Here is a 15,487-nt window from a genome sequence, read left to right on the forward strand (position 1 = left end):
AATCAGGCACGTCGATTACTTCATCGCGAGAGACGGGCCGGCCGACGCTGCATTGCGGCGGCTGTTCCAGCGGTGAGCTTTCACCGTGGAGGTGATCCCCGCGACGGCGACGGTCGGAACATGTCCGGCGTGGTCTGCGATCATGCCGCGTTCTCGCAGCACGTTTTCAAGTTCGCCGTCACTGAGCCGAGTGAAGGAAGGGACCTTCAACTCGCTCACGACCGGAGCCTGCAGCGAGCGAGCTTCGTCACGAATGTTCTTCGATGTCGGCTCCGGACCGTATCGACCGAAGTCGTCGTCGGTCTTTTCTCGCTTGAATTTGTCGTTGCGGCGATCGGCTTCTCGCTTGCGAATCGTTTCCAAATCGGCTGATCGACTGAAGTTCGGGTCCGGTGTCGGGCCCAAAGCCGTTGCCGAGCTGCCGGTATTCCACTGAATTGGACCGTAAGCCACGTTCGTGGCCGAACCGGCACCGAAGCCACCGAAGGCCGTTGTCGCACCGCCGGGAGCATAGGCGACGCTCGTTCCGACTGGGACGGTCCGCATCACGGTGACCGGACGCATGCCGGTGACTTCTTCCTGCACGTATTTGACTTCGTTGACCGCAACTTTGCGGGTCGTCGTTCGTGGGACCATCTTCGTCACTTGGTAGTTCACCTGACGTGTGCCGTGTTGGGCAACCTGACGGGTCACCGGGACCTGCATGGCGACCTGATTTTGCACGTACTGTCGTTGGGCGGTGTATTTCGGTGCGAACGCCGAACGAATGTTGTAGCCCGTCCGGTTCAGCCAACCGAGCACGCCCGGTCGCGGATCGTACTGGCAGGGCGAAACACGGCAGTTCGGCGTGTAATTCGTTCGATAGTAAGAGCGGTCTTGCATGACCGTCTGATACTCGGTGACCGGGGTGTACTGCGTGACCGGAACCGAAGCGGTCCTGTTCTCGGTCACCGGGACATACTCAGTGACTTCGCGATCAACGTATTTCGTTTCGACGACCGGTCGACTGACCGTCTGTCGGACTTCCTGATATTCGGTGACGGGCACCTGCTGATAGCAGGGCTGCACGACCATTGCGGTCTGCTGACAGACGTTCTGAGTGTAGACCGGAGCGGAAGCCGTCTGGCACCCGCAGGGGTCATTTCCGCCGAAGAACTGGGCGGACGCCGAGGTGGCGGTTGTGGCAAGAATCAGCCCGCCCAACAGCGGGACGGCGGCGCGAATGGACATGATCGGAGTTCCTGTCGGCATGGGGACTTCCTGACGGATGGGGTCAGTTGCGATGCGGGAGAAGGATTCGTCGGAAGGGAACGGGCGAACCGGAAGGGGTTTCGATTGGCCGCCCGTCGTCGGGGGCAGATTTCTAGATCAGCCGGAAATCCGGGTCAAGATTCGGGGTCGCTCCGACCGAAGCGAGCCGTCAAATCCGCCTTGGAACGGCCGAATGCCGCGTCGACCCCACCGGGGGATGATCTACCCGAAAGCCATGCGAATTAAAGGGTTGCAACCGGGAGTGTGGCTGTCGACTGACCGTGATTCGTAACTTTTTCAAATTGTGGCTCGGGTGAGCCAACCGCCTCAACCGGCGTGTTGGAGCTCGTGATGAGGCCGATCGTGAGAGCCTTTCGGCGGCGAATCAGGATGTGGGGAGGGCTTCGCCAATCGACTGCGATGACCGGAGAAATTGGCCGATTAACCCGCGTTCTTTCACGATTCCGACGAACTGATCCCCTTCGTAGACGGCGCCGAGCGACTGTTCGGCTTTCCTCAGCGTCATCAACGCCAGCAGTTTGGTTTGCGACACGTCGACCCGCGGCAGCGGCCGCAGCAGCGGTTTCAGCGAGTCCGCCTCCGTCGCGGCGATTTCCGCGACCCGGACGTATTGCAGCGTATTCGGATCAGTCAGGCTGCCCGGAGTTCGAACCGGGATCTCGGTCAATGCGAAACGAACGGCATGTTGCAACGCCTCGGCGGGCGGTGTTTCGACCGAAATTTCATACATCCGTTCGCGCGGCGTGACCGAACTCGAAACACGCTGAGTCGAGCTCGCAACCAGGTTCTGCAGCAATCGGCTTTGCAATTCCCCCAGCAGTCCCTCGCGGTGCCCCGTTGTGAGATATTGCCCGAAGCGGCTGCGGGCCAGCACGAACTCTGTTTGCCGTGCCGGGCTGCGGGCCATCCGCTCGCACAGTCGGCTCACACTCGTCAGCGGGAGGCTGATGGGAAGGAACAGCCAGTAGAACATCACGAACAACGGCGTCCCCGGCCGCAGAAAGTGCATCGGAGCGCGAAAATAGAGGGTTTTCGGTAGCAGTTCGCCCAGTACGAAAATCAAGGGCGAAGTGAGCCAGGTCGCGGCAACTTCAACCAGACCGCTCGTACTGACGAATATCGAGGCGGAAAACAGACCGATCGCCATCGTCGTCAGGTAATTGGCGACGTTGTTGCCCACGAGCGTCGTTGCAACGAATCGGTCGGGATGCCGGGTCAGCCAGAGAAGCCGTCGCCCCGTCCGGTCCCCGCTCCCCGCTTCAACGGCGACCCTTAGCGGGCTGAGCCGATAGAACCCAGTTTCGGAACCACTAAAGAATGCCGAGAGCGATAGCCCCAGAAGGAACAGCGCGATCGACGAAATAAGCATCCAATCGAGCATTACGAAACGCCTCCCGACTCCGGTTCCACCGAGGCACCGCCATCAATACCGGGCGGGGGTTTCAGGGGGATGGCGGCGATGCGTTTGACTTCGCGCGAGGTCGCGTCGATGACACGCAACTCGTATCCGTTCCAGCGGATCGTGTCCTGACGGACGGGGATCCGATCAAGCTGGTCTGCGATCAATCCGCCGACCGTCCAGTTCGCGTCATCGTCGAAGTCGTAAGGGACGCCGAGGGTATGCGACAGTGTTCGCAGTGAGACGACGCCTTCGATGTGAAACACGCCTCCCCCGACGTTGATCACCGGCTCTCTCCGCAAGATCCGCCTCGCGCGACTCGCCTCCGCAACGACGACGGTGTCGATCAGGTCCTCCAGCATCAACACGCCGATGGTTTCGCCATGCTCGTTGATGACTGACGCCGCCCCGCCACGTGGGCCGAGTTCCTGCAAGACGTCGGCCAGGCGAGCACACCACGGCACATGCACCAGTTTGACCGACCTCGTCTCAAGCGGCTCGGTCACGTCGACAAGGTCTCGCAGCGGCACGATCTGTTCGATCTCGGTAGTATCCCCCGCGCGGACGGCGACAAAGTCACCCGGCGGCATCCGTCCGTCGAGATCGGCCCAGCGGATCGGCGTCGGCAACGTCAGGTAGCTGCCCCGCGGCCACATCGACTCTTCAGCCGTCCAATCCGACAGGTCGAGGGCGTTGTGAATCACCTTGCGTTCGGCATCGGTGATTTCGCGGCGATCGGTCAGCGCTTCGACGGCTTGCTCCAAGTCCTCGGCCTTCAAAAACGGTTCGGCCTGAAGTCGCGGCCAGAACATTCGTCGCAATGAATTGGCGATCTCCGCCAGTGCGGGAGTGACGGGATCGAGCACCCGCACCGTGAGCGTCAGCGGGAATGCCAGCGCGACGGCGGCCCGGCGACGAAAGACGACCGCAATGCTCTTCGGCAGTACCTCACCGAATAGAATGATGGCCGCCAGCGAGAGGATGCCGTAGATCGCCGCGGCTGTCGCCATGCCCGCGGTAGCAAGCCGCTGCGCTACGACGACGCCGAGCACGAAGTAGGTGAGATTGATCAGCAGGTTCCAGAACAAAATCGCGGTCAGCACGCGATTGGCGTCGGCCATCAGATCGGAGGCGGCTTTCTCAGCCGGTGACCCCACGCGCATCGCCCGGAGTTCCGTCGGCGAAAGAAAAAACAGAGCGGTTTCACTCGACGAAAAGAAACCGGAAAAACCGATCAGGCAGAGCATCCCCAATGACCACGGAAACCACAGCGATGCCGCTTCGAAGAACTCCCACATATTTGTGACTGCACGAAGTAAATTCTGACGTCAGCTACCGACGCCTGTGAAAGCGAAGCACAACCGGCGAGCAAGTTGAACCGTGAGGACTCTAATGGGTCAGAGCAGAGATTGGTAAGAACACGGACCGCGATGAGCAGGCTACCCGCCCCGAACCCTCACCGTCGTCTCTCGACACTCTTCGCTACCGTCAGCGTGAACTCACTCAACGCGGGAATCAACATCGCGATCGTGGCGAACAGATAGGCCGCCACGACGGCGAGCGTCGACTCGCCCGGCCGACCGAGCATGTAGGAAGCGATCGAGTAGAACGTCAGGAACGGCAGGATCGCCGAGGCCAGCCACAGAGCCGCCGATGGATTCTGATAGGTCAGCGACGCCCCCAGCAGAATGCTTCCCGCCACGATAAAGACCAGAAAGCTCTGAAACTGCAGCGCGAATGAGGACCGCGCCTCCACCAGTAGCAGGATGAAGATGAAAATCCCGACAAAGAGGAAGAAGACGGTCCCAAGGCTGGCCGCGATCGCGTTGCGGGAGTTCGCGTGCGACATCGCTGAATGGAAGCCGACGACCGCCGCAAACGCGACGAGTGAGAGGAATCCTAGCCCGGCGAAAATCAGATTCTCGGCCGACATCTGTCCCTGCAGTGCGATCAGAACCAACGCGATCAGCGGAGCGATGATCAATTCTTTCGTGTTGTAGAGCACGCCGCCGATCTTCCCGAGTACGAACTCGCGCGAGGTGATCTCCGTCACCAGCAGCAGTTCGAGCGTGCGTCCGTCCCGTTCTGACGTCAGCGACGTGACCGCCTGCGCGTTGACCAGCACGAAGGTCACCAACGCTAATGCGACGAACACGAAACCCGGCGCTGTCAGTAGCCCGCCCAACATCGGCTCGGGATCGGCGGGTGATATCGCGATAAACGCGTAACCCGCCAAGGCCATCACCATGTAGACCGCCTTGATGAAAATAACGCGTCGACCGTAGGCCCGCGTGCGGATTTCGCGCCAGATGATCGGGACGTTCCAGACGTCGCGGCTAGTGTCACGCTCTGCGGCGGCCTCTTCAGTCTGATCCTGCTTGGCTTTTTGTGCGAATTGGTAGACAGAACGCACCGGGTTCCACTTGCGCAGGCCGAGCACCGCTGAGGTTTGAAAAGCCGCGGCGAGAAACGCCATCGCCAACACCCCCGGCCAAGCGCTGACCGACACGGGACCGAGGTCGGTCTGAAACGCGAGCGGACAGATCACCTCCATCAGGGAGCGGTACGGATCGAAGCTGCCGAGGACCATTCCGACCGGATTAGTCGCACCCACCGCTGCCACGGCGATCTCGATGACCGCCAGGAATGCGACCATCCCCAACAAGCCGATCGCGAGCGTCTGGAACGTCTTGTCCCGCCAGAAGGCGACGAAAGCGCCCCAACTGGCTGACGCAAAGGCTGCCATCGCGGATATCGCCGCCGTCCAGAGAATCTGCGCCGTCGTGATCCCGCCGAGCATCTGCAAAATAAACATCACCGGGAGCGTGGCGACTAACATCACGGCAACCGAAACGATGCCCGAGGAGAGCTTTCCCCCGACAAGCTCCCGATCCTTCATGTCTGACATCAGCAGAAGGATGAGCGTCGCGCGATCTTTCTCCTGAGAGATTCGCCCGGCGACGAACAGCAGGCCGAAGAACAGGGCCAGAGTCAATTGCAGAAGCGCAAGCAATTGAAACACGATCTGCCCGAAGCGGGCGGAGACGCCCGGGCCGGTCAGCGACTGGAACCCCACGACGGCTTTTTCCGCCGTGTAGAGCAGGATGAATAAGGCCAGCACGAAGCCGGCCCGCATGACGAAGTGCCGAGCGGACCGCGGTTGGGTCAGAATCTCACGGCGAAACAGCGGACCGACATACACAGCGACAACTGGCCTGCTCAGGGACTATTACCAACGCAAGAACGATTCGCCCCGCGCGATGCGTATCATGCGTGGAACGTCGTCGCCATTCAAACGAGAGCGAGTCGCAAATTATCCCGATCGCGATGAACAACCAGCCGCGCACGTAGTCAGCGGATTTGGGAAAGCGTCCGACGCCCCAAACTCATCCGCTTAAAACGTGCGCGGCCTGTTCCGAACATTATTCGATGCGCGGCTTGTTCGGAATTAGCAGGAGCGGTGCACGGCGAAGGCGGTCACGCCCTCTAAGCAACGTCGGGCGGGCGAGTCGGGGAGAATTTCCAGCCGTTCACACGCTTCGGTGGCATACTGCTCAGCGCGATCGCGAGCGTAGTCGAGTGATCCTGACGCCACCAATAGCGGCAGCAACCGTTCGCCGGTCTGTTCATCCGGTTCGGTCAGCAAACGTCGAACTTCGTCCACTTCCGCTTTGCTGCCGGAATGCAACAGATGGACGAGAGGCAATGTCAACTTCCCGGTCGCCAGGTCGGACCCGAGCGTCTTTCCAACACGGCTTTCATCCCCGGTCAGATCGAGCAGATCGTCAGCGATTTGGAATGCGATCCCGAGCCGACGGCCGTAATCGGCCAGTGCGTCCGCCAATCGAGGATCATCCCGCCCGTGTCCAGAGCCGAGCCGACAACTGACGGAAACCAACTCCGCCGTTTTAGCCTCGACGATCTCAATGTACCGCGATTCGGCCAGATTCAGATTGCCTCGCTCGGCGATCTGAATCAGTTCACCTTCGCACACGCGATTGGTCGCTCGGCCGATTAGCCGGCACGCCTCGGTCGACTGCAGACTCGACGCCAGATGAAACGCGTGGGTAAACAGGTAGTCCCCGAAGAGGATGCTCGTTTTCGTGTCCCAACGGGAATGAACGGTTGCAACGTGCCGCCGGGTATCGGCTTCGTCGAGAACATCGTCATGCACCAGCGTCGCGACGTGAATCATCTCGACGACGGCCGCGAGCACGCGATGCCCTTCCTCGATTCCGCCACTGGCCAAGGCCGAAACCAATACGAGTGAGGGTCGCAGCCGCTTTCCCTGAAGCAGGGCGGCATGCTCGACGATACTCTCGACCGCGCGTTCCCCGCAGTCTAACTCGCGACGAAATATCTCTTCTGAAGCGGCGAGGTCGTCGCCGACCAACTCCGTCAGTTCGCTCAGCAAATCAGCTTCAGCGGAGGGGCGGCTCATGGAGGCGGGTCATTCCGGCAGTGCTCAAGCCCGTGAGCAGGGGGAGCGGACGCAAACGCGTGACTATAGGCCGCCCCACGGGCGTCGGCAACAGAATCGAACGTCAACCTTCTCCCGAATCAGGAGAACTTTCAAGTCGGTTACTGCTCTAAGAACCACAACCGTCTTGGTCCTATTCGATTAACCGTTTTCGGTGGAAAAGTCCCCCCAAAACCACACCGCCCCGCCGAATAACGGCCACCGGCTCCCATTCGGAAGCCAGCGACGCGATATCGGCCGCGTCTCCCAGTTCGGCTTTGCGCTCGAACACCACAAGCCAGTCGGCATCGATCGGCTCGCCGGGGCGAAATTCGATCAGTTCGATCGATTGATCAGCCGGGAGAACCGGCGATTGGGTCCGCAACGTCTGCAGTTGGAACGGAAACAAGACCGGTCCGACCGCAACTTTTTGACCGCCGGGAACATTCTCGGCGAGTTCCGTGAGCACGCTGCGTGTGATCGCGTCGGACCAGTAGTTCACTTCAAACCCGAGCCGCTCCGCCCCGGCGATCCCGCCGATCGAAAGGTTATAGCTGCTCAGATAGACCGGTCGCATCACCGCAATTCCGATCGTCTGCGACAGCAACAGTACCGCGATCAGTGCTCCCGAAAGCCGGACGGGCCAACGTTGACGGGTCGCCCACTCGAAAAATACCTCGGTCCCTCGTCCCACCAGTACGGCCAGCAGCGGGAAAGAGATAAGAAACAGGCGTACGCCATCGTAAACGGCGGCTGCGGTCGAGAAGACGATGAGCGGAAACAGTCCGGCCGCCGCAATCCATTGCACGTCGGTGCGAGCTCTGAGGCCCCCTTCCCCGCTGATTCGGCCCACGAGTCCGAGCAGACCCAACCCGAGCAGCATCACCGGTGTTGTGACAAGGCTCATCAGCCACGGATAGTGCCACGGGACCGACACATCGTTCCACTGCCGCCCGAAGTAAAACACGTGCAGCGGTTGTCGGTCGGCCGCACTCGCGAAGTACTCCCGCGCGTGAGTGAGCGGGTCGAGCCAAAGCCAGGGCCAGCCGACGAAGAACGTGCCCAAACCGACGATCGCGACGATCACCAAGGGGCGGACCGCCCGAAACCGCCAGTGCCAAAGCGCCCAGATCGTCAGCGGAATCGGCAGCAGCACCGCCTGTATTTTTGTAAGTAGAGCCAACCCCCACAGAAGGCCGGTCACGATTGCGATGAAGCCAGGGACGCCGCGTTCAGCCCGCCATGTCGCAGCGACATGCAGCGTGAACGCTGTGTATGCCAGGCCGATCATTGTTTCCAACGAAGCCAAATGCGCATGTCCCAGCACGCGTGGCATCAGTGCGAGCGATAGCCCGCCGCAAAGACCGGCAGCTCGGCCCCAGTGAATTTCGCCGTAAAGCGAGACGAGCAGAACCGTCAGGGCGAACGCGGCCGCCGATCCGACCCGGGCCGCGGCGATCGTAAAGGGGTGCGGGGGTTCAACCTCAGCAGGCGGAACAAGCGTGCGTGTGACGTTATGCGCGGCACCGAGCAGATACCGCCCGAGCGGTGGATGATCGGGCAGGTGATAACCGAACTCCGCCCGAGGCCCCAGGTCCTCGGATTCGCCAAACACTTCCCGCAGACTCATCGCCCCCAACAGCCAGTAACGCACACCGACTTCGAGACGGACGCCTTCCTGCACGTTGAAAATCTCATCAATCGTCAGCCCCGGCCCTTCCGGCAGGTTCGGATAGTGCCCGCCATGATCGATTCCCAATGTCACGACGCAGAAGACGGCGACGCTCAACAGTAGCGAGAAACGCCGACGGGAGAGAAAGCCCTTGCACCTTGCGAAGCTGAGGCCGAGCCAGGTGGGCTGATCGGCGGGTTGAACTTCGGCAGATTTCTTCGGTCGGCGAGGCATTGCCGCGTTGTACCACGGGGCGTCGAGGCACGCAGCGCTTCGGGGGGCGGGATCGCTGGCGGCTCCGGGCGCTGACGCTTCCGGCTCGCCTCAACTCTCAACTCTCGACTCTCCACTCTCCACTCTCCACCCTCCACTCAATAAAAAAAACCGCGGCCCGGAGAAGCGAATTGCTTCTCCGGGCCGCGGTCGGTCGCCGTTTCTCGCCTTCGATTGAAGTGTGTGCCCGGCGGAAGAGCCCCCGCGTTCCGCCGGACGACATACCTCAGACGAGTTGCTTCTTCCGATTCACGAGCGTCCGAATTCGTTCAGCGAGCAAGGCTGCGTCGAACGGTTTGCGGAACGTTTCGTTGAAAATCGTACGATCGAAACCGCTGGCATTGTCTTCGTCGGTCAACAGACCGATGAGGACGGTTTCGTTGTATTCGATGTTCTTCCGAAGATTCTGGGCGATCATCAGTGCTTCGCCGCGTCCCATCGCAAAGTCGATGACAACGCAATCCGGATGCAGGCTCTCTGCCTGAATACCGGCCTCGAAGCCACTAGCGGCGAGTTCGATTTTGAAATCGGTCTCGCCCATCATTTCCGTCAGGCTGGAGCGGACGATGTCGTCTGCTCCGACCAGTAGAAGCTTGCCCATCGCCTCGCTTTCGAGTTCTCCGAGCGGCATTCCGTGTTCCTTGAGGAACCGGATCAAGTGTTCGCGGGGAATCCGTCGGTCTTGTGAACCGGGGATGCGATACCCGCGAAGCCGGCCGGAATCGAACCACTTACTTACGGTGCGTGGGGCCACCTTACAGATCTTAGCGACCTGTCCGGTCGTGAAAATTGTCCTCATCGCGGGCTCTCCAAACGTATGGCTATGCCGGAACGGCGGGTCCGGCGTCGTCACGCTTTTTCATCCGTTGACCGTCACTCCGCCGGGTCCGCGGGGTCACAAGTCACTCGGGGTCGAATCAAAAAGCGTCTCTGGCGTTATCGGTCAAAGCGGTTGGACGGCAGAAATCAAACCGTCGCAACCTTCCACTTCCAACGGGGTTCCGGGTCACGCGGGCCGCATAAAGCGCCCCGCTTGACAGACCGGCAATCGCGCTGGGAAAAGTTCCGAACATTCTGCCGGTGACGAACTCTTCGCAACCGAGGAAGTCAAGTTGACTCCGCGGCACAATCGGCATCGTCTGACCCTTACTTTCGACCGCCTTCCCGCGGTGGCTTTAGGCCCCTTACCCCGTTGAGGAACGGTCTGAGACGATTCGCGCTGAAAAACCGTCCCGACCTCCGGAAATTCCCGTAAGTCCTTGGGAGAATGAGCTTTTTCGCTCCGCCAGCGAAGCAGAATTAGCAGGGTTACGAAGCGTTGGACGACGTAGGAATCGCATCGGGATAAGCCCCCCGATCGTTTGTCTCTGAAGGGTCTTCCCGCTCATCCCATACAGTCAGAACGACCTCCCGATCTTCGGTCACCCGCATCGTCTGCCAGCGTCCCCCAAGGAACCGCCACAGCATGCCGACGCCGCAGATGGAGATGTAGGCGATGACCGCGCTCCAGCAGAAGTGGAGGCTCAAATTCCCGTACCAGTCTGCCGCGAGCACCGGCAGCACCATCAAAGACCAGCAGGTCACCAACGACCAGGCCATCGCGAAACGCGTATCCCCCGCGCCACGAATCGCGCCGCTGAAGACAACCGACATCGCGTCGAACGTCAGGAAGACCGCCACGTAACGAAGCAGCACAATCGCCGTCTCACGAACCGGGGCGAATTCCTCGGGCGTGGAGCCGGCCGCGTACAACGAAATCACGACGTCAGGCACTAGCAGGATGATCGCCATAAAGACGACGTTCCAGACCATCGCGCAGCCGAATGCGAGCCAGGTGCTGCGGACTGCCAGGCCGGGCCGGCCCTCGCCGATCCTCCGCCCCACGATCGTCGAGACCGCCGTTGACACACCCATGAGCGGGACAAACACCAACCCGTTGACGTTGAAGCTGAGGTTCGTGGCCTGCTGCGCCACCGGGCCGAGTCGGCCGAGCAGAATCAAGAAGAGGGTGAAGCCCGCAGTGTCGGCCAGATAGTTGACACCCGTCGGAAATCCGTAGCGCAGCAAGCGGCGAAACAATTCCGGATCGAACTTCCAACAATTCCAGAATTGGTAGTCCATCCGCTCGGTCCGACGCAGCAATAGCGCGAGGTAGAGACCGACCGCAATGAGATACGAAATAATCGTCGCCACAGCCGCACCGCGGATGCCCAGTTCTGGAAACGGACCAAGCCCGAAGATCAGAACAGCGTCGAATGCAAGATTGGCGATCGAGAGGATCACGTTGACCAGCAACACAATTCGCGTCGCCCCAATCCCGCTGTAATAGCCCGACAGCGCCGTCGCGAGCGTCATCGGCACGGCACCGAAGCACAGCACCGAGAAGTATGCATTCTCAAGCCGCTGAACTTCCGGGGCGTGATCGGCCCACGCGAATACATAAGGTGCGAGCGGAACCGCAATCAGCAGGGGGAGTCCAGCCAACAATGCCAGATAGACACCCTGCCAAGTCGCCTCGCTCGCCCGTCGACGATCACCCGCGCCGTCGTACTGGGCGACAAATGTGTTGACCGTTGTCGCCGTCCCGATGAACAGCGACATCATCGTCCAGTGCAGCATCCCCGCCGGAGTCGAAGCCGCCAATGCGTCCGGCGAATGCCACGTGAGCATGATCCGGTCGATCACGTGAGCCAGCGAGAGCGATCCCGAACTGAGCACCAGCGGGACCGCTACGCGAAATAATTCGCGGAGCGTGCCAGCCTCGGCGGCGCGAAAGGCAGAGGACTCGGAAGACATGGACGACTCTGGAGCGCACCGGCAGAGCGAACGGACGGAGTGCCAGACACTCTAAGTACCAGCGAGGTTCAGACACACCGTCCCGGAAAAACGCGTCCCCACAAGCCGCACTTCGCGTCGTCCCCTCTACAAGCCGCACTTCCTGAGAAGTGCGGATCGAACACGAGGCGACACGGGAAAGTGTTCTCGCAATTTCTCCCCGCGCTCAGCCCGCGGCTCTCAGGAGCCTCGGCTTGTGGGCGGGAGAGATCGACGACTGCCACAAATCAACGATCGCTTGTGAATCCCCCGCGCGACTCCGTACTCTGAGAAACTCATCGACTGACCTGCCGACCCGAACCGGAGAACATTCCGATGCTGAGCCGCTGGCTGATCACCGCCGCCATTTGCCTATCCACCGCCCTGCCCGCGTCCGCAGAACTGAAGTTGCCGTCGATCTTCAGCGACAACATGGTCGTTCAAGGCGACGCTCCCATCCACGTGTGGGGCGAAGCCGAAGCAGGTGCCAATGTTTCCGTCGACCTCACGCTGAACTGGAAGTCTTCGAATACCGCTTCCAGCAGCACTCGGTCTCACTCCACAGTGGCGGGCGATGACGGCCACTGGAAGGTTGAGCTCAATCCGATCGAATTTGCGCCAGAGGACGCCACGGCGTCCGGCTCATTGACGGTCAAGTCGGGAAACGACTCCGCGACCTTCAACAATGTTTTGTTGGGCGACGTTTGGATTTGCTCCGGCCAGTCGAACATGGGTTGGCAGGTCCGAAATTCGAATAACGCCAAGGAAGAGATCGCGAACGCCGCCAATCCAAACATCCGGCTCTTCACGGTTAAGAAAGTGACATCGCTCGAGCCGGTCGACGATGTCGAGGGCACCTGGGTCGAGTGTTCGCCCCAGACCGTGCCGACCTTCTCAGCAGTCGGCTACTTCTTCGGTCGCGAAATGCAGCAGCATCTGGATCGACCGATCGGGCTGATCAACACGTCATGGGGCGGCACACCGAGCGAAGCCTGGACGAGCAAGGAAATGATTGAGCAGGTCGAAGAATTCGATCCGCTCGTCGCGCGCTGGAACGAAATCGCCCGAAGAGCCGAAGCGGGCAATCCCCAGTTGTTCCGGGGCAAACCGCTCGACGGCAACAACCCGCACCGCCCGGCCAATATCTACAACGCCATGATTCACCCGCTGATCCCGTTCACGATCAAGGGCGCCATTTGGTATCAGGGCGAGTCCAACGCCACGCGGGCTCACCAATATCGCACGATTTTCCCCGCGATGATTACAGATTGGCGGAAGAACTGGGGTCAGGGTGATTTCCCGTTCATCCTTGTGCAGTTGGCGAATTGGAAGCAGCGAAGTGAGAACCCATACGAAAGTCCGTGGGCGGAACTTCGCGAAGCGCAGTCGGACACCCTCGAGAAACTGCCGAACACCGGCATGGCGGTCACGATCGATATCGGCGAAGCCGACGACATTCACCCGCGGAACAAGCAGGATGTCGGCAAACGACTCGCACTCGCCGCTCGCAAAGTCGCCTACGGCGAAGACATCGTTCACAGCGGCCCGACGTTTAAAAGCTTCAAGGCTGAGGGGTCGCAGGCAAAGGTTCAATTCGAGAACACCGGCTCCGGCTTGATGACCCAGGGAGACGAGTTGCTTCAATTCGAGGTCGCTGAAGGCGACGGACGATTCGTCTTCGCCGACGCGGAAATCGTCGATTCGGAAACGGTCGTCGTCACTGCACCAAAGGACTCGAACATCGAGTCGATCGACGCGATCCGGTATGCCTGGGCAGAGAATCCTCAGGCGACGCTATATAACCGTGAAGGACTCCCGGCCGTGCCCTTCCGGACCGACGATCGCAAAGGGGCCACGTTCGGAAAAGAGTGATCTGCTCCCACAAGCCGCGCACGAAGTAAGCGGATCGATCAAGCCCGACGGTCTGAACGCGCGATCCGCTTACTTCGTGCGCGGCTTGTTCTGTCTTACCCCTTGGAGACTGTCTCAATGCAGAGATTTCGACTATTCGCATTCGGCATGGCTTGCCTCGCCGCATTGCCCGCTTCCGCCGAACTCAAGCTTCCGGCGATCTTCAGCGACAACATGGTGTTGCAGCGTGATGCCAACATCAACGTCTGGGGCACGGCTGAACCGGGCAGCGAAGTCACCGTTTCGGTGATTCCGCCGTCAAAGCCACTTCCGTTTGAAGGGAATGAACGGGGAGCGGGCGATCAATGGGTCGCCAGTGGTAAAGTCACCGCCGATTCCGAAGGCCGATTCTCAGTCGAGATGCTGCCGAAAGAAGATATCCCGGCCACGTCCTGGGTGTTGGACGTTCGTGACTCTGCTGGCAACCACGTCAAATTCGAGAACGTCTTGTTCGGCGACGTGTGGGTCTGCTCCGGTCAATCGAATATGCAATGGTCGGTCGGCCAGGCGAAAGACGCGAAGCAGGAAATCTCAGACGCCAAATACCCCAAACTCCGATTGTTCCATGTCAAACGCACGACCTCGGGCGAGCCGCTCGACGATGTGACCGGAACATGGGAAGAATGTTCTCCCGAGTCGGTCCGCGGTTTCTCCGCGGTCGGCTACTACTTCGGTCGCCAGTTGCATCAGGACCTCGACCGACCGATCGGACTCATTCACACGTCATGGGGCGGCACTCCCAGCGAGGCGTGGACCAGCCCTAAAACTGTCGCGTCCGAACCGGAGTTCAATTCGGTTGTCAAATACTGGGACCAGTTGGTTGCGAAATATGAAGAGCAACTCGCCGCGGGAGGCAGCCCGAAGGCGCTCCGCAATCAAAGTCGGCCGTCGTATCTGTACAACGCGATGGTTCACCCGCTGATCCCGTTTTCGATCAAAGGTGTCATCTGGTATCAGGGCGAAGCAAACGCCCGGCGAGCCTACAACTACCGCACGATCTTCCCGGCCATGATTTCGGATTGGCGGGAGAACTGGGGACAGGGCGACTTCCCGTTCCTGTTCGTGCAGCTTGCGAACTTCATGCAGCGGAAGGATGCGCCCAGCGAAAGCGCATGGGCCGAACTGCGAGAAGCTCAGACGATGACACTCGAAGAACTGCCGAATACCGGCATGGCCACGATCATTGACATCGGTGAGGCCCGAGACATCCACCCGAAGAACAAGCAGGATGTCGGCAAGCGTCTGGCACTGGCAGCCCGAAAGATCGCCTACGGCGAAGACATCGTCCACAGCGGCCCGACGTTCGAAAGTTTCGAGGCCGATGGAGCGACGGCCAAGATCAAATTTGAGAACACCGGCTCCGGACTGATGAAACACGGCGACAAACTCAGCGGCTTCGCCGTCGCACAGGGCGACGGCCAATTCGTCTTCGCCGATGCGACCATCTTCGACTCGAACACCGTCAGGGTCGAAGCACCCGAAGGCTCCGGCGTCGAGTCGATCGATGCGATCCGCTATGCGTGGGCCGATAATCCGGCCGCGACGCTCTACAACCGTGAAGGCTTACCCGCAGTGCCGTTCCGCACAGATGACCGAAAGGGTGTGACCGAGGGGAAGTAAATTGACCGTTCGGCAGGGCGGATCTACTCGTGCGGGAAACCGCGTGCCTCGGGAGGCACGCGGTTTT

The 15,487-nt window shown here is 60.4% G+C and carries 10 protein-coding genes; 2 read left to right on the top strand and 8 right to left on the bottom strand.

The genetic code is table 11. The features are described 5' to 3' along the window. Window positions 1-15: 15 nt before the first annotated feature. The 8 genes from Pan189_RS19350 to Pan189_RS19385 form a co-directional block, all read right to left on the bottom strand. On the bottom strand, window positions 16-1,230 hold the full coding sequence (locus Pan189_RS19350; protein ID WP_145365725.1) for a hypothetical protein: 1,215 nt from the start codon (window positions 1,228-1,230) through the stop codon (window positions 16-18). Window positions 1,231-1,636: 406 nt separating this feature from the next. Further along, a complete protein-coding gene (locus Pan189_RS19355) occupies window positions 1,637-2,653 on the bottom strand; it encodes a CNNM domain-containing protein (RefSeq protein ID WP_145365726.1) in 1,017 nt (338 codons plus the stop codon). After that, window positions 2,653-3,969 carry a CNNM domain-containing protein gene (locus Pan189_RS19360; protein ID WP_145365727.1) on the bottom strand — a complete coding sequence of 439 codons (1,317 nt, stop codon included), beginning with the start codon at window positions 3,967-3,969 and terminating at the stop codon, window positions 2,653-2,655. Before Pan189_RS19360 ends, Pan189_RS19355 begins: the two co-directional genes overlap by 1 nt. Window positions 3,970-4,127: 158 nt before the next feature. Then, a complete protein-coding gene (locus Pan189_RS19365; protein ID WP_145365728.1) occupies window positions 4,128-5,873 on the bottom strand; it encodes an ABC transporter permease in 1,746 nt (581 codons plus the stop codon). A 246-nt stretch (window positions 5,874-6,119) separates the two neighbouring features. Further along, on the bottom strand, window positions 6,120-7,112 hold the full coding sequence (locus Pan189_RS19370; RefSeq protein ID WP_145365729.1) for a polyprenyl synthetase family protein: 993 nt from the start codon (window positions 7,110-7,112) through the stop codon (window positions 6,120-6,122). A 172-nt stretch (window positions 7,113-7,284) separates the two neighbouring features. Next, the gene (locus tag Pan189_RS19375; RefSeq protein ID WP_145365730.1) at window positions 7,285-9,036 is read right to left on the bottom strand and encodes an ArnT family glycosyltransferase; all 1,752 of its coding nucleotides are present in this window, start codon (window positions 9,034-9,036) and stop codon (window positions 7,285-7,287) included. Between the two features lie 265 nt (window positions 9,037-9,301). After that, complete coding sequence (locus Pan189_RS19380) at window positions 9,302-9,874, bottom strand: helix-turn-helix domain-containing protein (RefSeq protein ID WP_145365731.1); 573 nt, start codon at window positions 9,872-9,874, stop codon at window positions 9,302-9,304. 509 nt (window positions 9,875-10,383) lie between these two features. Continuing rightward, entirely contained in the window at window positions 10,384-11,871 is a 1,488-nt protein-coding gene (locus Pan189_RS19385; protein WP_145365732.1) for an MATE family efflux transporter, read from the bottom strand. 354 nt (window positions 11,872-12,225) lie between these two features. Between Pan189_RS19385 and Pan189_RS19390 the strand changes: the two genes are divergently transcribed. After that, window positions 12,226-13,761 (top strand): sialate O-acetylesterase, encoded by a 1,536-nt coding sequence (locus tag Pan189_RS19390; RefSeq protein WP_145365733.1) that lies wholly within the window; start codon window positions 12,226-12,228, stop codon window positions 13,759-13,761. A gap of 117 nt (window positions 13,762-13,878) precedes the next feature. After that, a complete protein-coding gene (locus Pan189_RS19395; protein WP_145365734.1) occupies window positions 13,879-15,420 on the top strand; it encodes a sialate O-acetylesterase in 1,542 nt (513 codons plus the stop codon). Window positions 15,421-15,487: the final 67 nt, after the last annotated feature.

This window comes from Stratiformator vulcanicus (genome assembly GCF_007744515.1).
In the GTDB taxonomy this organism is placed as follows: Bacteria; Planctomycetota; Planctomycetia; order Planctomycetales; family Planctomycetaceae; genus Stratiformator; species Stratiformator vulcanicus.

Coding starts and splice junctions, on each gene's coding strand:
- Pan189_RS19350 (WP_145365725.1), bottom strand. CDS start 1,230: ATGTCCATTCGCGCCGCCGTCCCGCTGTTGGGCGGGCTGATTCTTGCC.
- Pan189_RS19355 (WP_145365726.1), bottom strand. CDS start 2,653: ATGCTCGATTGGATGCTTATTTCGTCGATCGCGCTGTTCCTTCTGGGG.
- Pan189_RS19360 (WP_145365727.1), bottom strand. CDS start 3,969: ATGTGGGAGTTCTTCGAAGCGGCATCGCTGTGGTTTCCGTGGTCATTG.
- Pan189_RS19370 (WP_145365729.1), bottom strand. CDS start 7,112: ATGAGCCGCCCCTCCGCTGAAGCTGATTTGCTGAGCGAACTGACGGAG.
- Pan189_RS19375 (WP_145365730.1), bottom strand. CDS start 9,036: ATGCCTCGCCGACCGAAGAAATCTGCCGAAGTTCAACCCGCCGATCAG.
- Pan189_RS19380 (WP_145365731.1), bottom strand. CDS start 9,874: ATGAGGACAATTTTCACGACCGGACAGGTCGCTAAGATCTGTAAGGTG.
- Pan189_RS19385 (WP_145365732.1), bottom strand. CDS start 11,871: ATGTCTTCCGAGTCCTCTGCCTTTCGCGCCGCCGAGGCTGGCACGCTC.
- Pan189_RS19390 (WP_145365733.1), top strand. CDS start 12,226: ATGCTGAGCCGCTGGCTGATCACCGCCGCCATTTGCCTATCCACCGCC.
- Pan189_RS19395 (WP_145365734.1), top strand. CDS start 13,879: ATGCAGAGATTTCGACTATTCGCATTCGGCATGGCTTGCCTCGCCGCA.